This is a genomic window from Halomonas sp. AOP5-B2-8 (genome assembly GCF_052376475.1).
In the GTDB taxonomy this organism is placed as follows: domain Bacteria; phylum Pseudomonadota; class Gammaproteobacteria; order Pseudomonadales; family Halomonadaceae; genus Vreelandella; species Vreelandella casei.
Map to the genome: position 1 here is coordinate 247,647 of NZ_JBQSVS010000002.1, position 19,794 is coordinate 267,440.

Here is a 19,794-nt window from a genome sequence, read left to right on the forward strand (position 1 = left end):
TTATCAAATGTGAGCGGCTATTTGCACTAGGCCAAAAACGGCCACCCCAGCGGCCACGGGCCAGCCTAATGAGCGTAGCCGCGACCATACTGCCAGCGTGACGGAAAGCCCAATGGCCGTTGCGATCCAGGCAATAGCACTGGGATTAACCGGCATAATCGAAACGCCCAGTACAGCGGCAATCATCAGTGGGCCGAGAATACCCAGCCACTGAGGCATATTATTGATGCCGGTATCGCTATTGAGGCGGCGCTGCATCCATAGGAAAGGGACGACGCGCATTAACAGCGTGCCGATGGCGCACGCTATAACGGCGATCCATAGCTCGGTGCTCATAGCGTGCGTCCTCCCGCCTGGAACTTCACGATATAGAAACACAGCGCGCCGCAGGCAGCGGCCAGCGGAATAGCCACATTGCTCCAGCCATAAAGCGTGAATAACAGTGCTGAAAGAATGGTGCAGCCCATCGCCAGTGCCCAGCGCTTATCGGTGAAGCGCGGCGCCACCATGGTCAGAAATAGTGCGGGCAGAGCAAACGGCATAACCTCGCCAAGCAGCGGCCAGCGTGCGGTTAACGTTTCTCCTGCGGTGGCGCCTACTACCGTGCCCACTATCCACACGCCCCATGCCAGCAAAGAGGCCCCCATAAACCAGCTAAAACGCTCGGGCGCAGACAGCTGAGGCAGCCGAGTCAGGGCGAGGGCAAAGACCTGGTCGGTTAAACCATGCATTAACCAAGGCCAGTGGCGGCTGGGTGGCAGCCATGACGCTAAATTAGGACCGTAAACGACATGTCGTACGTTGATGAGCAGGGTCATTGCCACCACTAGCCATAGCGGTGAACCCGCCGCCACCATGCCTACAAATAGAAACTGCGATGCACCGGCGTAAACAAGCGCTGAAATCGCGGCGGCTTCCCAGGTGCTAAAGCCTGCTTGAGTCGCCACCAGGCCAAAGGAGAGTGAGACCGGTATATAGCCTCCCAGCAACGGAATGGCTTCCCGGACACCTTGTACGGTTGAGCGAATAGGTGTGTGACGAGCAGGCTGGCTCATGGCGTATTGCCTTTTTCACCATAGGTGATGGTCATTATTAAAGTGGCCTCCACGGCCTGGGTGCGATAAAGATGCGGCTGGTCGGCGGAGAATGTCACCGTCTGCCCTGGGGTAAGCGCTATCGTCGCGCCATCTGGCCCCGCTTCCAGGCAGCCGCTAATCAGCGTTAGCGACTCTCGGGTTCCAGGCGTATGAGGTTCGGCGTGGCGAAGCGTATGGGGCGCACAGCGCATCCAGTAGGCATCCACTTGCGGGATGCCTTTGCCTTGATCAATCAGGCGCACCTGAACGCCATCCTCGCCTAGCGGCACGGTAATTGGGGCTACCAGCGTGCCGAAGGGGACATTGAGCTGTACCGCCAGCCGCCAGATAGTATCCAGCGTGGGGTTGCCGTTACCCTGCTCAAGGCGGCACAGGTTAGATTTAGCGATGCCCGCGTCATTGGCCAGCTGCGAAAGCGACCAGCCCCGCTCCATGCGCAGCGTCTGCAGGTGTTGACCTAGGGTACTGAGTGAAAGCTTATCCATGACGTACCGCCCAGCTGTTCTTTATATAGAACGTTCTATATAAAGAACGGTAGCCTGTCAACGATTAGTGCGCCGGTCAGGAGAGCCAGTGCGGTAATCGTGTGCCAGATCTGGGCAGGCCTGGTGTATAGATAATGGCGAGTATCATTGATAGGCAGCTGCCTGCTTTCGAATTTTCATCCGAGAAACAGGCAACTGTGAGGGGCAAGGAGTGCAAGCGAGGAGGAAGAGCAAACGTTAAAAAGTGCCGGGGTAGCTACCGCCATCCAGCAAGAAGTTTTGCCCCGTCATGTAGCCGGCATGCTGGCTGCAAATAAATGCGCAAAATGCGCCAAACTCTTCTGCCGTGCCAAACCGACCAGCAGGCACACCGCTTAGACGCTTTTCAGTCACGTCTTTCAGGCTGTGGCCAGAAATGTTGGCTTCAGATGCTAAGGCGCTTTCAAGGCGTTCTGTCTCAAACGGGCCAGGCAAAAGATTATTGATGGTGACGTTGCGACTCACCAATTGAGGCTGACGCGATAATCCTGCAATAAACCCCGTCAGCCCACTGCGAGCGCCATTAGACAGCCCAAGTACTTCGATCGGGGCTTTTACGGCACCGGAGGTAATATTCACCACGCGCCCAAAGCCGCGTTCCGACATGCCATCAACGGTGGCTTTGATAAGCTCGATGGGTGTGATCATGTTGGCTTCTAATGCCTTGAGCCAGTCCGACCGGCTCCAATCACGAAAATCGCCCGGCGGCGGCCCGCCATTATTATTGATAAGGATATCGACCTGGGGGCAGGCCGCTAACATCGCCGCACGCACCTGCGCATCACCAATGTCGCCAGCAACGGTGACGACGTCTATACTCGGGTTCAGCGCTTTTAACTGTTGTGCCGTGGTCGCCAAGGTTTCGCTATTGCGGGCATTGATGACCAGATTCACTCCCTCTTGGGCAAGTGCCATGGCGCACCCTTTACCCAGACCCTTGCTCGCGGCACAAACCACTGCCCAGCGACCTTTAATTCCTAATTCCATCGTGGCTCTCCTGATAAAGATTGTTTAACGAGCGGCGTAGCCACCGTCCACCGGCAGAATGACGCCGGTCACAAATTTTGCTCCGGGTGATGCCAGAAACAAGGCGGGCCCTATCAAATCATCGGGTGCTCCCCAGCGACCCATAGGCGTCCGGTCTATAAGCTCCGCCGAACGCTCTTTGTCTTGAACTAACGCTGACGTTAATTCTGTCGCTATCCAGCCGGGTGCTAGCGCATTGACACGGATACCTTCGGGCGCCCAAGCAATCGCCAGTGAGCGCGTCAGCTGGGCGATGCCTCCTTTAGATGCGGAGTAGGCGGGAACAAATCCGCTGCCAAAAAATGACAGCATCGACGCCGTATTGACAATACAGCCACCTGCGTTCTTAAGCGCTTCAAAGGCCGCCTGACAGCAACGCTGGGTCCCGTTTAGATTAATATCCACGACATCGGCGAAACCTTGAGGCGTAAATTCCTTACCACCGCGTAGGATGACGCCCGCACAGTTAACCAGCACATCAATGCGAGTGAATTGAGCAAAGAACGTCGTCACGGCATCGTCATTGCGAACATCAAGCTGATATTGAAGGGCGCCGAAATCAGTGACGCCGTTGTCTGACGCCTCAACGCCCGTTATATGAACGCTGGCCTGTTCTGCAAAGGCGGAGGCGATTGCCCGGCCAATGCCGCTGCTGCCTCCAATTACGACCACGGTTTTCATGTGTTTTCCTTGTTAGCTACGTTGGGCCGGCTGCGAGCGGCTGACATGAGCGCAGACGCAATAATCGCGACCCAAACCAGCACGGCAAGGGTGCCTAGCGTGGCCGCAATCGGGCGGTCAAATAGCATCAGCAGATCACCGTTTGCTTTGATCATAGAGCGCAGGAAATTGCCTTCAACCACAGGCCCTAAAATGACCGCAAGAATCATTGGCCCGATAGGGAAGTTGTGCTCGACCATGACATAAGCAAATAAGCCTAAAATCAGCATAATCCAGATATCGAGCATGCTGTTATTAGCCGCATAGGCGCCGACGATGCAGAACAGCAAGATAAGGGGATACAGCACGCCGTGAGGTACGGACAAAATATGCCGCGCGCTTCGTATGGCGAGTAGACCCAGTGGGATCAGCAAAATATTGGCGAGAATAAAGACAATAAAAATCGCGTTAACTAACACCGCATCGGTGGTGAATACGTCCGGCCCTGGGGTAATGCCTTTCATCATCAGTACGCCGATAATGATGGCGGTGATAGTGTCGCCGGGGATGCCGAACACAAGGGCCGGTATATAGGCGCCTGAAAGCGCAGCGTTATTGGCTGAGCTAGCGGATACCAAGCCCTCTGGATGTCCAGTGCCGAATTTCTCCGGTGTGCGCGAGAGCTTGCGAGCCAAGGCATAGCTTATCCACGATGCTATATCCGCACCGGCTCCCGGCAGCGCACCGATCAGCGTGCCCAGGAGGCTGCTGCGCGCCACCCCGCCTTTGTATTTCCACAGCAGCCCGCCGACGCCTTCAAAAGGCTTCTTAACAAGCGGCATCTTAGACAGCGATATCGTGCCAATTTCAGGCAGCCGCCGCAGCAGCTCCGCTATCGCGAATAAGCCAATTAACACCGGTAAAATCGCAATGCCGTTGAGCAGTTCAGGCACCCCAAAGATAAACCGCATCTGCCCGGACACTGAACTCATGCCCACCATCGAAATCAGCAGGCCAAGCAGCATCGAGATTGCCCCTTTCACAGGATCGGTTCCTGACACGAGTACCGCACAGGAAAGACCCAGCAGGGCTAGCCAGAAATACTCATCACTGGTGAATTGGATGGCAAATTCTGCAACCAATGGCGCAAAAAAAGCCAGAATCGCAACGCCAATGACGCCGCCCACGACAGAGCAGGCCAAGTTGACGCCCAACGCCTGACCCACTTTTCCCTGGCGACCCATGAGATACGCTTCGTCAGTATACGCGGCTGATGCGGGGGTTCCCGGTATGCGAAGCAATGCGCCCGGTATATCCCCTGCGACAATCGCCATCGCAGTGGCCGACACAATGGCACCAATGGCGGGAAGAGGGTCCATGAAAAATGTGAGAGGGACTAACAACGCTGTTGCCATGGTGGCGGTCAGTCCAGGGATCGCGCCAATGAAGAGCCCGAAGATTGAGGCCCCTAGAATCACTAGCAGCACCTGCCAATCAAATACCATTGCTAATGATTGCTGTAGTTCCATCATTAGTAGATCACCTCTTCTAGGATGCCTAATGACAGTGGAACGAGCAGTAGCTCGGCAAAGGTTAGCCAAATGATGAGCGTCGCCACGGCAGCCACGCTAATCGCTAGCCACCATCTTCCCTTAGTGAAGACGCCGATGAGCACGGTCAGCATGATGAGTGAGACAATGGGAAAGCCAAGAGTCGGCGCTAGGAGTATGTAGCCAGCCACGGCTACCACCACGGCCATGATACAGAACAGCACATGGCCGATAGGAATAGCGTCTTGCCAAACAATTAACGGCCCTTTTTGAATCCAACCGCGTAGACAAAGTATCAAGCCCATCGCTATTAATAAGACCGCTACCAGCGTCGGGAAGGTTCCCGCGCCATAGTCCTGGCGCGGAAGAGAGGGAAAGTCTTTTGAGAGCCAAACGGTAATAGTGCCGAGCAGAACGGTTAAAAGCCCCAGGATAAAATCGTGAATACGCATGGTCTTCCGGCCTTACTGGGCCAGCCCCAGCGTTTCGATGATCTCGGCATTATTAGCATCTGATTCGGTCATGAACTGAAGGAACTCTTCTGGTCCACGCCACTCGGTTCCAAAGCCACGCTGCTGCATGAAAGACTGGAAGTCATCGGATTCGTAAACTTTCTGAGCAGCTTCGGCAAGCGTTGCGACGATATCCTCAGGCAGCCCTTTGGGCCCCGCTAGCCCGCGCCATGTGCCGGCTGTCCAAGGCTGGCCGGTCTGCTCTGCAGCGGTAAGAATGTCTGGAAAGGTCGACAGCCGCTCATCTGAGAATACGGCGAGCGTATCAATACGGTCTGCTTGGCGCATGGACTCAGATTCCGGCAGTGACGAGAATACGAAGTCCACGCCGCCGGCCGCTAGCTCTTGTAGTCCAGGCGCGGCACCTTCACTCGGAACAAGGGCGACAGAGTTGGGATCAATACCCTGCTGGTTAAGCAGGCCAGCAAAGGCCAAGTGGTAAGCCGCCCCCGGGGCCGAACCCGAAACAGTGTACTGATTAGGGTTTGCTTTGATGTCGTCAAGTGCTGCCTCTAACGAATCCCAGCCGGAGTCCGCATTGACACTGAAGGCGGCAGAATCAAAGTTGACTAGCGCGATGGGGGTAAGGTCTTCATATGAAATGGCTGACGTGCCGATATGCCGATACGTCGTGATCTCAGCCGTCGGCAGTCCAAGCGTGTAGCCATCGGGCTTGCTCATGGTGATCGCCGTATGGCCGATAACGCCAGCACCGCCGGTTCGGTTGACCACGTTGACCTGCTGCCCTAGTTCTTTCTGTAAGCCACTTGCTAACTGGCGCGCAACGGCGTCCGTACCACCGCCGGCGGACCAAGGCACAATCAGTTGGATAGGCTTCTCGGGGTAGTCGGCTTGAGCAGCCCCAGCCGATAGAGCGATGGCCAGGAAACCGGCGCCGAGAACGAGGGGAGAAGAGGATGTTTTCATGGATGCATTCCTTATTACTTGTTGTTCGTGAAGGGTTGTTTGCATAAATGAAGCAGCGGTAATGGGCTTAGCGAATGAACTGGTCGACGTAATCGCTGCCCAGACCACACTCTGAGTAGTGTTTGCGGCACATATCAATTTTAGAGAAAACATCCTCATACCCCAGATGCTTGCCCCACGGGTCGACGTAGTACATCACGCCGTTTACCTGAAATAGCGTGATCATTTCTTCAACATCGTCATCGACCACCAAGGTGTGTGTTTCCCCTGGAGGCTCATAAACGTAGCTGCCCTCCGTGGCCTCCCAGTCGTGTTCGAGGTAGCGCCATCTGCCTTTGAGCACTACACCATGTACGGGATTGGGATGACGATGGCGACTCAGAACGCCGGATTTACGCACCCGCAGCAAGTTCACCCAGTAACCCTGTGAAACGTTGAGGCATAAGGGGCGAAAATGGACGTTTTCAGCCTGGGGTACCCAAATACGTTCGTCTGTGGGAATAGCGTGCGGCACGACAATATCCGCAGCAGCTTCCGCTGGCTGGGCGTATTGATAAGGCATCCGTTTATGTTGTTCTTGAATATCGGTCATCTTATCTCCGTCCATAATGTGGACATTTAAATCATAATGTGGACAATTGAAATCTAAGACACCCAGGTCACTTCGTCAATGATGGTTAAGTCGCACGATATTAGACATTCGTCTTGGAGGACGTATGAGCGAGAGGATTGAGTCCATTACCCAGCGGCCACCGGTACAAGGAGCCGCAGCGCTCGTCAAAGGTTTACGCGTGCTGCAAGTGATTCCCGAGTTAGGGCCACAGGCGCATGCAAAAAATATTCAGGAGCGCCTCGGCTTGCCGCGTCCTACCGTGTATCGACTGCTCAATACACTTGAGCAGGAGGGCTTTATTGAGCGCAATCCAATAAGCGATGAATACGCTCTTGGTCGTCAGTTGATTCACCTGGCACATCAATCGCTGACTCGCAGTGATTTGCGCGAGAGGGTGCGGGGAGTGATGCACGAGATCAGCCAGCAGACAGGGGAGACCGTGCATCTGGCGATTCCGTATGGTTATCACATGACGTTTATCGATAAGGTCGAATCGGCCGACGCCGTGCGTATGGCCTCTTATATTGGTATGCCGGTGCCTATGCACTCAACCGCGGTGGGTAAAGCCTACTTGGCCGCACTGAGCGAAGAAGCCTGCGAACAATACCTAGCGCGGCTAACGCTGGAACCGATCACGGTACAAACATTGACGAGCCTGGAGGATTTACGAGGGGCACTGGCAGTGACGCGCAAGCAGGGCTATGCCATTGACGATGAAGAAAATGAGCTAGGTATTATCTGCTTCGGTCAAGCGGTGAATGGCGTCGATGGGCGCGTCTCGGGGGCGATCAGCGTTAGCGTGCCGCGCTACCGTTTTCAGGAGGGGACCGCCCACCATATCGTGACGACCATCCAAGAGCACCTTAGCGCGCTGCACTGAGGGCTCTTGCAGCGCTTATTATGAAAACAAGCCATTCCTCTAGATTGGCGGTTAAGAGTGCATCTTTTCTCTCGCCTGACAGGCCGCTGCGGTGAACAGTACATCAGTCGAGGAGTTAAGCGCGGTTTCGGTTGAGTCCTGCACCACGCTGATCACAAACCCAATAGCCACTGCTTGCATGGCCACTTCCGTCGGGATGCCGAACAGGTTAGCAGCCATGGGAATCAGCATTAGTGATCCGCCCGCCACGCCTGAAACGCCGCAGGCCGCTAGCGCTGAAACCATGCACAGCAGCAGCGCTGTGGGGAAGTCAACGTTAATGCCCAGCGTATGGGTAGTGGCCAGCGTTATCACTGTAATGGTGATAGCCGCACCACACATATTGATCGTCGCTCCCAGCGGAATCGAAATAGAGTAGGTATCGGCATCTAACTTCAGGCGGCGGCACAGCTCCAAGTTAACCGGAATATTTGCGGCCGAGCTACGAGTGAAAAAAGCGGTAATCGCGCTGCCACGCAGACAAGTAAATACCAGTGGGTAAGGGTTTTTTCGGGTAGTTAAGTAAACCAACAGCGGATTGGTTACTAGTGCGACAAATAGCATGCAGCCCACAATTACGCCCAGCAGCTGAGCGTAATTGAGTAGAGCCTCAACGCCAGATTCTGCCAACGTACCGGCCACTAAACCAAAGATACCCAGCGGCGCTAAGCGAATCACCAGCGTTACAATGCGGGTTATCGCCGTGGATAAATCACTTAAGGCTTGCCGGGTGGTATCGCTAGCTTGGCGAAGCGTTAAGCCAAGGCCGATTGCCCACGCTAGGATAGCGATAAAGTTCGACTCCATCAGCGCGCCAACGGGATTGGTAACCGCATTTAACAACAGGTCGCGTAGAACGTTAACGATGTTCCCAGGCGGGTTGCCATCCACTTGCACTGCGTTCAAGGCAAGTTCAGTGGGAAATAGAAAGCTTGCTGCTACCGCAATTAACGCAGCGATTAGAGTGCCTACCACATATAGCACCAGCACGGGACGAATATGGGTTGGCTGACCTTTTTGATGAGCAGAGATGGCAGCGGCGACCAGTACAAACACCAAAATGGGAGCCACCGCCTGCAACGCGGCAATAAATAGCTGGCCAAATAGTGCCACATTGCCAGCCATGCCCGGTGCAAACAGGGCTAGCAGTACTCCAGCAACGATACCCATTAAAATCTGTGGGATAAGACCTAGCCGTAAAAATGGCCGAAAAACGGCTTGGACAGTAGCGATCATTGCGCAACTCTTAGATAGTGGGAAGTGAGTGGCGTTGCGGCAAGGGGCCGCTAACGCGCTTGAATCGGGCGGTATTCTATCAGTTGCGGGTATGCCATGGGCGGCTGTGTCAAAATCTTGGCGCACATCTCCTAAAAGAGAAACAGGATATATAATGCGTTGGACGTTGAGTTTTAACATTCAGTGATGCATAAAGCGTAACTTGCTACTTTCTATAACAATTCAGGCAAATTTCTAATGCTTATCAAAACGTTGTTGGTTGCACTTGTAGCGCGAATGATTTCATCATTCGCGCTAGCTGCTGACTACTATGTGGATATTACTAACCGCACTGGCTATACCATCATACCGCGCTGCCTGGCGCTATGAACATCTCAAGCTGATGGCGCTCGCCGTCCAGCGGGATACGAACATCGCCCTGTGGTCGTGTCAGTGAATGGCCATCTAGTAACGCATAAGCTTCCTCGCTAGTTGTGGCTATGGTGACGGCATAGTGCGTGGCGCCGATGCTGAAGGTGGCACTAAAGCCTGGCCAGTCGCTAGGTAAGCAGGGGGCGATAACCAGCCATCCACCTTCTCGGCGGATACCCAAGATGCCCTCAATACCCGCTCGGTACATCCAGCCTGCTGACCCCGTGTACCATGTCCAGCCACCGCGCCCTGTGTGCGGCGCAACGGAGTACACGTCCGCGGCCACAACATAGGGTTCAACGCGATAACGAGCCGCGTCATCGGCCGTTAGAGCATGGTTAATCGGGTTGAGAAGTGAAAAGAGCGCGTGTGCCTTGTCGCCTTCGCCGAGCTTCGCAAAGGCTAATATCGCCCACATAGCCGCATGGCTATACTGCCCGCCGTTTTCACGCATACCGGGTGGATAGCCGCCAATATAGCCAGGATCGCGCTGGGGTTGGTCGAATGGAGGCCAGAACAATAGCGCAAGCTGTTCGTCTTGCAGGATGAGTTCGCGTTCAAGCGAACCCATGGCAAGCGCCGCCCGGTGCGGCTCTGCTGCCTCCGAAAGTACTGCCCAGGACTGGGCAATCGAATCAATCCGGAACGCATCGCTTGTCTTGCTGCCCAGCCAGCTACCGTCATCAAAGGTGGCGCGCCGATACCACTGACCGTCCCAGGCGTTACTTTCCAACGCTAAACGCAGGGCCGTTGCGTGGGCGCGCCATCGCTTGGCTCGGCTGGCCTCGCGCTGCTCTGCAAAGGGTAAAAAAAGCTCAAGGGTATGTAGCAGCAGCCAGCCTAACCAGACACTTTCGCCTTTGCCCGCTTCGCCAACACGGTTCATGCCGTCGTTCCAGTCGCCTCCGCCGATCAGCGGCAGGCCGTGTTCACCCGTTAATGTCATGCTCTGGTCTAAGCCGCGGGCGCAGTGCTCAAATAACGAGGCGCTTTCTGCCGCGACCATCGGCTGGAAGAAACAGTCGGGCTCGTCAGGCGCGAGCAGAGCGCCTTCAAGAAAGCTTACCGGCTGGTCGAGCACATCTTCGTCATGGGATGTCGCGATATATCGGGCGCAGGCATAGGCTAGCCATACTCGGTCGTCGGAAATGCGCGTGCGCACGCCTTGGCCAGAGTGTGGTAGCCACCAGTGCTGCACATCACCTTCAACAAACTGGCGCGATGCGGCCCGCAGCAGGTGCTGTCGAGTGGTTTCGGGGCTGGAAAAGGTTAGCGCCATACCGTCTTGCAGCTGGTCGCGAAAACCGTACGCGCCGCTGGCTTGATAGAACCCAGAGCGAGCGGTGATCCGACAGGCAATGGTTTGATAAAGCAACCAGCCGTTAAGCATGATATCCGTGGCGCGGTCGGGCGTGGTTACCTGCACGGCATTGAGCTGGGCTTGCCAGTGTGCGTGAACCGCGGCGAGTTCAGCATCAATGTCGGCCTGGCGATAACGCGCAATCAGCGCCTGTGCCTCCGCGGTTGATTTCCCCTGGCCCATCAAAATGACCACATCCACGCTTTCGCCCACCGCTAGCGTCACGCTGCGCTGTAGCGCGGCACAAGGATCTAATCCCGCACCGTGAGCGCCAGAAAGCGGCGCCTTAGTGCGTAGCCCCGCAGGCGCTGACAGACTGCCGCCAAGGCCAATGAATTCGCCGCGGTCGGCTGTCCAGCAGGCAGGCTGAGAACCGACATCGACAAACGCGACTCGGCCTGGAAAAGCAATGTTCCAAGGTTTTTCGACCATCAATGCACCGCTTTCAGCATCCGGATGCGAAACTAGCAACGGTGCCGAGGCGCTGCGCGATGTGCCCAGCACCCACTCTGCATAGGCGGTTACCGATAGCTTGCGTGGCCGGTCTGAATGATTGCTCAGTCTTAATCGTGAAATCCTAAGCGGTGCATCTAAGGGAACAAAGTGTAGTAACGCTAGCGCGATACCATCGGTTTGATGCTCAAACTGGCTATAGCCAAAACCGTGCCGCGCCAGGTAGCGGCCCTGATCCCGCACCGGGCGGGCGGTGGCGGTATAAAGTGCCAGCGATTCTTCATCACGGACATAGATAACGTCGCCACAGGGGTCTGCCACCGGGTCGTTTGACCACGGCGTTAACTGGTTTTCGCGGCTATTATCCGCCCATAGATAGCCCGCGCCCTCTGCCGATACTTGGAAGCCAAAGCTCTCATTAGCGATAACGTTAATCCAAGGAGCGGGTGTTGAGCTGCCTTCATCAAGTACTGTGACGTACTCGCGGCCATTGTCGGCAAAGCCGCCTAGGCCGTTAAAAAACTCAAGCGCCGGAAGCGGCTCAGGTGCAGGATCGCTGGCCTTAATGGGGCTGTGCTTGGGTAATAAGGTGCGCTGTAAGTCTGGCAGCACCGATTTAGCGGGATGGGCGGGCAGCGTCAACGCTAATTGATGGGCAATGTTGCCTCGCTGCGCCATTAATGCAACGCAGGCCACCGACTGCAGCTGCATGCGTACTTCCAAGCTTATGAGATCAGCACGCAGCGCTACGATGCTGCCGTGGACATGGCCAGAGCGCAAATGTGGCCGCGCCTGGCTGCTGAGTACTGCAGTCTCGATGGCTTGCTGCAAATCTTGAATATAGGAGGAGGCTCGCTCGTTGATAATCACTAGGTCCACGACTAAGCGTTTCATGCACCAGTATTCATGCGCGCGCAGCAGCTGATGCACCTGGGCAAGATCATCAATCGTGTCGATACGCAGCAGCACAATGGGCCGATCACCGGAAATCCCATGTTGCCAAAGCCGTGACTGTGGCCCGGCGCCTCGCTCTATGGCATCCGCAGGCGCTCTAAAACGCGCGTCTGGATATAAAATCGGCGCGGCTAAGCGTTGAAAATCAGCGGCTTCCTCCGGTTGAATGGCTAAGTGGCGAAGCTGAACCTGAGCCTGAGTCCAGGCCAGTGTTTTGGCGCGTTCAAAGGCGCTGTGATGATGGTGCTTATCTATTAAGTCGATAAGTGCTTCGCGCGAGGAAGCCACCACGGTCCAGTAAGCGATCCGAGCGGCTTTGCCTGGTGCTAGGCGAAGGCGGTAACGCAGCGCAAATATTGGGTCCAGAACGCTGCCGACCGTACTTGACAGAGGCTGCCCATCGCTAAGCGCGGCGGCGCTTAACATACTTTCACCACGGCCTAAGAACCGAGCGCGGTCGGTCTCAAACTGCAGCTCGCCCACAGTGTCGCCTTCCACGACGGCAAAGTGGGCCGCCCATACCGGCTCTTCGTCAGGCGTGCGCTTTCTGCGTGTGGCCACTAGCGCGCTTAAAGCTTCCAAATACTCGGTCATCACAAACATTTTAGCGAAGGCCGGATGAGCATTGTCGGCATCCGGCGTGGTCAGCACTAATTCTAAATAAGAAGTAATGTCTATATCGCGGGCGCGCCGACCGCTGTTAGTCAGCGAGAGGTGGCGTACTTCGCTATCGTCCTCGCCGGATACCAACACTTCCATATGCGTGGTGATATCGTTGTGACGATGCGTGTAACGCGCGTAATCCTCGGCAAAGGTTACCTGGCTATGCTGGTCGGTGATGTCGGCCGCGTGCCTAGCCATTTGTCCTGTCGCGGTCCATATGCTGGGAGATTGGCTGTCGCGTAGAAAGATAAAGCTTCCCAGGTGGTCGCGGGTGGCGTCCGGCTGCCAGCGGCTAATCGCGATGTTGCGCCACCGACTGTAGCCGCCACCGCTGGCCGTTAGCATCACTGAGTAGCAGCCGTTAGAGAGTAAATGAGTCACCGGCGCGGCGCTGGCCACCGTGGAAACGTGGCGCATCGTTTGCGCCTCGTTAATACTCTGGCTGGCGGTTGATTTCACCTCTTCAGCGCGGGGATGAATGATGGCTACATCGCGGGGAACACGCTCTTGCAGTAACAGCTCGCTGGCCTGAATCATTGGCTCGCGGTGAAAGCGCGCGCGCATTTGACCATGATTCAAGGTATTGGCAATCGCCACGATAGTCATGCCCTGATGATGGGCCATAAAGCTGCGCACAATGACCACCGTTTCGTCAGCCGGCAGCCTTGAACGGGTAAAGTCGAGCGCTTCATAGAAACCGTAGCGGCCTAATGCGCCCATCTCCGCTAGGCGGTTAAAGTTTCGACAGGCGCCGCTGGGGTCAACCATGGTGGCTAAACCGGTGGCATATGGTGCGATTACTAGGTCCGCAGAGAGCCCGCGCTTGAGGCCCAGGCCCGGCACGCCGAAGTTGGAGTATTGATAGGTGAATTCCAAATCTCGGGCGCTGTAGGCTGATTCGGAAATGCCCCAGGGGGCGGAGCGCTGAGCGGCATAAATTTCTTGGCGTTTCACTACCAGTCGATTGGTTTGTTCGAGTAGGCTGCCGCCGGGGGCGCGCATCACCAGTGACGGCATCAGGTATTCGAACATTGAGCCTGACCACGAGATCAGCGCAGAGCCGAACGTTAATGGGGTTGCCGCACGGCCAAGCCTAAACCAGTGGCGAGTAGGAATATCGCCTTTGGCAATGGCAAACAGGCTGGCTAGTCGCGCCTCGGAAGCCAGCAGGTCATAACAGCTGGTATCCAGGCAGTGATCATCCAGCGAGTAGCCAATCGATAGCAGCTGGCGCTCAGTATTGAACAGAAAGGCAAAATTCATCCCCATGGCAAGGCGTCTGGTAGATTCAGCCAGTTGCTTCAGACGTATGACGAGTTGACTGTCTACCTGATGGGACTGTTCCTCTTGGTTTTCTCTGTCCTGGCGGTGCTGCGTCACGGTGGCATGCAGTGCCTGTATCCAGAACAGCAGGTCATCGCTATTGCTTACCAAGCTGAGGGCTTTTTCGATAAGTAGCGCGGTATTCGCCAGGCATTCTGGCCCCATTGCATCGCCTTTGAGCTGATCTTCAATGGCATCAAAGTGCACGGTGAGCTGAACCATGTCTTTTTCTGGAAGCGTTGAGGCCTGTGCAAGTGCCTGACGAGTAAGATGTAAAGTGTCGGCGATGCCTGCGCGAGGGTCGGGTAGATAGGTGGCTTGCTGCCAGGTTTCGCAGGCGTTAGCGATGACGATGAGATGGCCTGCCAGATTGCCGCTATCAACCGTTGAGACATAGCGTGGGTTCAGCGGGCGTAGGTCGTGAGTCGCATACCAGTTATAGAAGTGCCCTCGGTAGCGTGGCAGCGTCAGCATAACGTTAAGCGTCGCTTCGAGGCGCTCTAGCGCTTGATGGGTGCCTATCCAACCAAAATCTCGGGCGGCCAGTGTGGAAAGAAGATACAGCCCCATATTCGTAGGCGAGGTGCGTTGAGCCAGTACGGGCTGTGGGTCTTCTTGAAAGTTATCCGGCGGTAAACGGTTATCGGTGGCGGTGACAAAGGTTTCAAAGTAGCGCCAGGTGCGCCGTGCAATTACGCGTAGCTCAAGGGCTTCATCGGCCGAAATAGAGGGCTGAACCACGGCACTTTTATTGCTGCTTAGCCACCAGGCAACGGCCGGTGCCGCCAACCAAAGTAGCGCCATAGGAACGGCGATTGGCCACACATCGCCTGCCGACCAAAGCGCACTAATGGCCACCGCTAGCCCAAGCGCAGTGCCCGGTGCCATGCGTTGGTAAAACCCTAAGATGCTCAGTGCCGGGCTTTTCATCGACTGCGCCGCCGAGGTCCATTCAAGCAGGTGCCGGTGAGTGATTAATACACGGTTTAAGGTTCTAGCAATGGCATCCAGCATGCGCCACGCCTGATCGGGTAAAAAAACCACCTGCAGCAACACCTGGCTGCTACCCAGCGTTAGTTCGTCAAACCAAAGATGATAATGATGGCGTAGCTTGGCTTTCGCTCGGAAAGGGATAAACGATGTGGCTAACGAAAGCAGTACCGGGGCTCCCATAACGACCAACAGCAATAGCGTGCTGATGATGGCCATGCTGAGCGGTAGCTGCCAACTGACGGCAAAGCCTGCAAGCATCAGGGGGGGCAATAGTGAACGGCGCAGATTGCCCAGCATTTTCATCCGCCCGGTAAGCGGCAGGGCTGAGGTCTTTAGCCATGGTAGTAGCTGCCAGTCGCCGCGGGTCCAGCGGTGCTGTCGCTTAGCGGCAACGTCATATCTTGCCGGAAAATCTTCAATCACCTCGATGTCAGAAGCGAGCCCCGCGCGGGCAAAGACGCCTTCAAACAAATCATGGCTGAGTAGGCTATTGTCGGGTACTCGACCCGCCAACGATGCTTCAAAGGCATCAATGGCATAGATACCTTTACCCGCAAACGAGCCTTCGCCGACTAAGTCCTGATAAAGATCTGAAATAGTGGCGGCATAGGGGTCAATGCCGCCGGGGGATGAGAAGAGCCGCTGATAGATAGAGCCTTCGCCCCCGGTAGGTAACGATGGGGTGACACGAGGCTGTAAAATCGCGTAACCCTCTACTACTCGCTGTTTTCGCTGATGAAGGCGCGGCTGGTTTAACGGGTGCGCCATCTTGCCGATCAGCCGGCTTGCCGCACCGCGAGGCAGGCGCGTATCCGCATCGAGGGTGATCACATAGCGAATATCACCAGGCACTGCGGGTGGATTGATAAAAGTGGTGTCGGTGGCTCCACGCAGTAGACGATTAAGTTCATGCAGCTTGCCGCGTTTACGCTCCCAGCCCATCCAGGTGTTTTCAGTACGGTTGAATACCCGTCGCCGATGCAGTAAGAAAAAGCGCTTATCGCTGCCAGTGACGCGGGAGCTGGCTGACGCTTGAGCGCTACCCGCCAGGCCATAACGTTCATTTAACTGCTCGATCAGCCTGTGGCCCGTGGTTAATAGCACTGTCTCTGCTGGAGAATCCGCTTGATGAGCATCAATGCCGTCAGTCAATAGCGCGTAGGTTAGTGCCCCGTCACCGCTAGATAAATGATGTACTTCCAGACGCTCAATCTGTTCACGCAGCTCCTCTTCACTGGTGAGCAGCGTTGGCACGACCACCAGCGTACGACAGTGGGCAGGAACACCTTTGGAGAAATCGAGGCTGGGCAGCGGCTGGGCATCGATGCAGTTAATAAACAAGCGATTAACGATCAGTGTGGCCACTTCAACAATAGGCAGTAGTGCGAGTACGCCGAGTAGGAGTAGCCAAGCTAGCGAAGCATCGCTTATCGCCAATGGCAGGGCGGCTAGTGTACTGCCGGCCAGCACTATTAAACACAGTGTCACCGCCGCCACTGTCACGATATAGCTGCTAATCCCGTAGTGAATAAGTGTGCGGCGCAGCCGTTGACGAGGGGAGGGGGCAAATCCCACCGTTTGTTCGAGAGTAGTGCGCCCCGAGCCAATTAAAAAGTAGCCAGGATCGCCCATGCGGGCAGCTTCTATTGAGTCATCGGTGCTTGCCACTGTCTTGTGCGATAGAGCAAGCGCTGCATCCACAATCTCAAGCTCTGAGTGCTTAGAGCCACGCGCGAGTTGCTCTATGGCGCTGCGATACTGGTTGCGGGTGGGGAAATCTAACTGCTCAAAGCCGCTGTGTTGCCCCAGCCTTCTATCCACTAAGCTGACGCTTTCAAATAGCTCCGCCCAGTCGATGCTGGACACCAGCCGCATACTGGTGATGACATTGCGCACGCTAACGTTGGCAGCACCTTGGCGCTGTTGAGCGTGCTGAACCACTTCATCAATGGTTTCACCCTGAAGGCGGAGCTGTTCCTCTAGCCAGCCAATGAGCGGGCTGCTGCGCGGGTCTAAGCCGCGTACTCGTTTAGCGAGTTGAGCGATAAACGGCTCAGCCAGCGCTCCTTTGTGAGAGTTAAAGGTACGAATGCCTTCACTTAGAGTGTCAAGCGCCATTGCCGCTGGCTGATCGGACGGCGCTAGCCATTTAGCCGCGAGGTCATCGGCTGCGTCTCTCGCCGTTTGTTCGCTGATCATTTGATCGGCTAGCCGGCGCAGATTTTCCACCAGCACAATGCGCAGCGTGATAGCAACGGCCCATAGCTCGCCAATGGTGAGCGGTTGAACACGCTGATATGCGCTAATAAAGGTGTGTAGATTAGCCAGATCAACATGACTATCGGTGTGCGCCACAAATGCCCATGCGATGCCAAAAACTCTTGGATACCCGGCGAATGGGCCGCTTGCAAGCTTAGGTAGCTGGCGATAGTAGCCGGGGGGGAGATCGCTGCGAATCTCTCGAATTTGAGATTCAATCAGGTGGTAGTTATCAAGTAGCCAGGCGGCTGCGGGAACGATGTCGCGGTTGTTTGCGAGCGCTGATGCGCTAGCGCGATAAACGCTTAGCAGCGTTTGCGCGTTAGCGTCGAGTCGTCGCGTTAGTGATACTACTTTGGGTGGGATGCTGGTTACTTTTTGAGCCAGTGCCAGGCTGCCAGCATGCTGTTCCAGGCGCTCTGCGCTGAAGAGTTCCTCTCTAACGGGGGTGGTAGAATCCCACGGCGCTGCAAACGCATGGTGCGGACGCACAAAACGAAGAAATTGTTTCACAGGTTCCATCCTGGTGAGAGTGCGCTTCAAGAGCCACACAAACGATACTTCCTTACCAGGACAGTGGTCGTGCCGCGCGCCTTCGTCCGTGCGCTAGCGCACATAGCATGGATTAATTGCGCTTTGTTTAGATGTTTAAGCCTTGTTAGTTATTAATTATCAGTGATTGGTTATTTTGGATTGGTTTTTTACAACCCGTTTATTTAAAGCTATAAGCGCGTTGATAGGGCATTAAACGATCGCTTTCTGCTTTTACGACGGCATAGCACTCACAGCTAAGCTGTTCCAGTAATGCTCTGTTTAGAACGGTAATATGCCCGCGTCGATAGTCAATGGCACCGCGTTTATGCAGTTTTCCGGCCGCCTCGGTGACGCCTTCACGCCGCACGCCAAGCATATTGGCAATGAGTTCTTGCGTCATGACGAGCTCGTTGCCGGGCAGTCGGTCTAGCGATAGCAGCAGCCAGCGACACAGCTGTTGGTCAATCGAGTGGTGGCGATTGCACACCGCCGTTTGCGCCATTTGAGTAATCAGCGCTTGGGTATAGCGCAAGAGCAAGTGGAGCATTGCTTCATGGCGGCCGAACTCTTCGCGTAAGCTCGCCGCGGGTAAGCGCAGCGCGTGCCCGGCACTTTGCACGATAGCGCGATTCGTTGTGCTTTCCCCACCCATAAACACGGCAATGCCAACCAACCCTTCGTTACCGACGACCGATATTTCCGCCGAGTCACCGTTTTCGGTAACATACAGCAGCGAAACAATTGCGTTAATTGGAAAGTAAACGTGCGCAAGCGTAACACCTGGCTCGTAAAGCACCTGGCCTAACGACAAGTGGAGCGGTTCAATTAGCGGAGTAAGCCGCCGCTGAGCGTCAGCCGGCAAGGCTGCGAATAAATGATTCTGTGCCGTTAAATCACGATCTTTCATCTGTCATCATCCCTGAGAGAGCGTGTCATCCTGCGTTTGAGCATACGCTATCGTTCGTTGGCTTCATGCCTGCGCAGTGTCCAGTAGCCTCCCCATAGACGTGTTGCCGTGGTGACAAGACATGCACTGGCAAAAAGGGTCGCCAGGGTCGAAAAGTGACCAGGGAAAAGGCAAAAAACCACCAGGGCGAGTACGGTTTCAGTGCCCTCGGTTAATCCTTCTAAATAATAGAACGCTTTGTTAGGAAAGTTGGGGCGAGTAAGGGATTTTTGTTTAGCGGCAATGGCGAATGCCAGAAACGACGTGCCGGTACCGATAAAGGCAAACAGCAGCAGGGTCGCTGCAAGCGCATTTTGGGCTGGATTAGCCAGCGCAAAACCAAGCACGACAGCCGCGTAGAAAACAAAATCTAGCCCGATATCAAGAAATCCACCTGCTTCGCTGGTGCGACCACTTATGCGTGCTAATACACCGTCCACGCCGTCGCCGATGCGATTGAGCAAAATGGCGAGTAAGGCGAGACCATAATGCTCCCAAGCTAACAGTGGCAGGGCGGTCATGCCGATCAAGAAAGCCCAGAGCGTGGCCTGGTCCGGCGTTATACGCCATTTGTGCAACGCGTTGGCGAATCGCTTGAGAGGGCGCTGAGCCAGCGGCATCGTCCATCGGTCTAGCATACGCGGCTCCTTACTCTGCATATAAGAAATTAATTAACTATGGCAGTAGCTTGCGAGCTAATAAAGTCGTTTTAATAGCTAGCGATAGCTAATGATTAGAACTAAAGACTGTTAGACTTTGGTGGTAAATGCGGGTAAATGACTGGACTGAATACCTATTGCAGTGAAATAAAGGGCGCCATAGGAATACCCGCAA

14 protein-coding genes are annotated in these 19,794 nt (G+C 55.3%); 1 reads left to right on the plus strand and 13 read right to left on the minus strand.

Annotated features, from left to right (window positions below; genetic code table 11):
* Positions 1-3 precede the first annotated feature (3 nt).
* From ACT3RP_RS05795 to ACT3RP_RS05835, 9 genes are all read right to left on the minus strand, one after another.
* Entirely contained in the window at positions 4-336 is a 333-nt protein-coding gene (locus tag ACT3RP_RS05795; protein WP_096278612.1) for an AzlD domain-containing protein, read from the minus strand.
* Positions 333-1,055 carry an AzlC family ABC transporter permease gene (locus ACT3RP_RS05800; protein ID WP_444625202.1) on the minus strand — a complete coding sequence of 241 codons (723 nt, stop codon included), beginning with the start codon at positions 1,053-1,055 and terminating at the stop codon, positions 333-335. Before ACT3RP_RS05800 ends, ACT3RP_RS05795 begins: the two co-directional genes overlap by 4 nt.
* Complete coding sequence (locus tag ACT3RP_RS05805; RefSeq protein WP_441684515.1) at positions 1,052-1,582, minus strand: helix-turn-helix domain-containing protein; 531 nt, start codon at positions 1,580-1,582, stop codon at positions 1,052-1,054. The genes ACT3RP_RS05800 and ACT3RP_RS05805 overlap by 4 nt, the downstream gene beginning before the upstream one ends.
* 237 nt (positions 1,583-1,819) lie before the next feature.
* Complete coding sequence (locus ACT3RP_RS05810) at positions 1,820-2,608, minus strand: SDR family oxidoreductase (RefSeq protein WP_096278618.1); 789 nt, start codon at positions 2,606-2,608, stop codon at positions 1,820-1,822.
* Between the two features lie 24 nt (positions 2,609-2,632).
* Complete coding sequence (locus ACT3RP_RS05815) at positions 2,633-3,328, minus strand: SDR family NAD(P)-dependent oxidoreductase (protein WP_096278620.1); 696 nt, start codon at positions 3,326-3,328, stop codon at positions 2,633-2,635.
* On the minus strand, positions 3,325-4,839 hold the full coding sequence (locus ACT3RP_RS05820; protein ID WP_096278622.1) for a tripartite tricarboxylate transporter permease: 1,515 nt from the start codon (positions 4,837-4,839) through the stop codon (positions 3,325-3,327). Before ACT3RP_RS05820 ends, ACT3RP_RS05815 begins: the two co-directional genes overlap by 4 nt.
* Positions 4,839-5,309, minus strand: a complete 471-nt coding sequence (locus tag ACT3RP_RS05825) for a tripartite tricarboxylate transporter TctB family protein (protein WP_441684512.1) — start codon at positions 5,307-5,309, stop codon at positions 4,839-4,841. Before ACT3RP_RS05825 ends, ACT3RP_RS05820 begins: the two co-directional genes overlap by 1 nt.
* Positions 5,310-5,321: 12 nt before the next feature.
* Positions 5,322-6,296: a Bug family tripartite tricarboxylate transporter substrate binding protein gene (locus ACT3RP_RS05830; RefSeq protein ID WP_096278626.1), complete on the minus strand. Its 975-nt coding sequence runs from the start codon at positions 6,294-6,296 to the stop codon at positions 5,322-5,324.
* 67 nt (positions 6,297-6,363) lie between these two features.
* Positions 6,364-6,888: a 2,4'-dihydroxyacetophenone dioxygenase family protein gene (locus ACT3RP_RS05835; protein ID WP_096278628.1), complete on the minus strand. Its 525-nt coding sequence runs from the start codon at positions 6,886-6,888 to the stop codon at positions 6,364-6,366.
* Positions 6,889-7,012: 124 nt separating this feature from the next.
* Here ACT3RP_RS05835 and ACT3RP_RS05840 point away from each other — a divergent pair, with 124 nt between their 5' ends.
* Complete coding sequence (locus ACT3RP_RS05840; RefSeq protein WP_096278630.1) at positions 7,013-7,789, plus strand: IclR family transcriptional regulator; 777 nt, start codon at positions 7,013-7,015, stop codon at positions 7,787-7,789.
* 51 nt (positions 7,790-7,840) lie between these two features.
* On the opposite strand, the gene sstT is transcribed toward ACT3RP_RS05840, so the two are convergent.
* The 4 genes from sstT to ACT3RP_RS05860 form a co-directional block, all read right to left on the minus strand.
* The gene (gene sstT / locus ACT3RP_RS05845; RefSeq protein WP_483393430.1) at positions 7,841-9,064 is read right to left on the minus strand and encodes a serine/threonine transporter SstT; all 1,224 of its coding nucleotides are present in this window, start codon (positions 9,062-9,064) and stop codon (positions 7,841-7,843) included.
* A gap of 343 nt (positions 9,065-9,407) precedes the next feature.
* Positions 9,408-18,002 (minus strand): glycoside hydrolase family 94 protein, encoded by an 8,595-nt coding sequence (locus ACT3RP_RS05850; protein WP_483393431.1) that lies wholly within the window; start codon positions 18,000-18,002, stop codon positions 9,408-9,410.
* A 190-nt stretch (positions 18,003-18,192) separates the two neighbouring features.
* Entirely contained in the window at positions 18,193-18,921 is a 729-nt protein-coding gene (locus tag ACT3RP_RS05855) for a Crp/Fnr family transcriptional regulator (RefSeq protein ID WP_444625206.1), read from the minus strand.
* A 47-nt stretch (positions 18,922-18,968) separates the two neighbouring features.
* Entirely contained in the window at positions 18,969-19,598 is a 630-nt protein-coding gene (locus ACT3RP_RS05860) for a CDP-alcohol phosphatidyltransferase family protein (RefSeq protein WP_483393432.1), read from the minus strand.
* Positions 19,599-19,794: the final 196 nt, after the last annotated feature.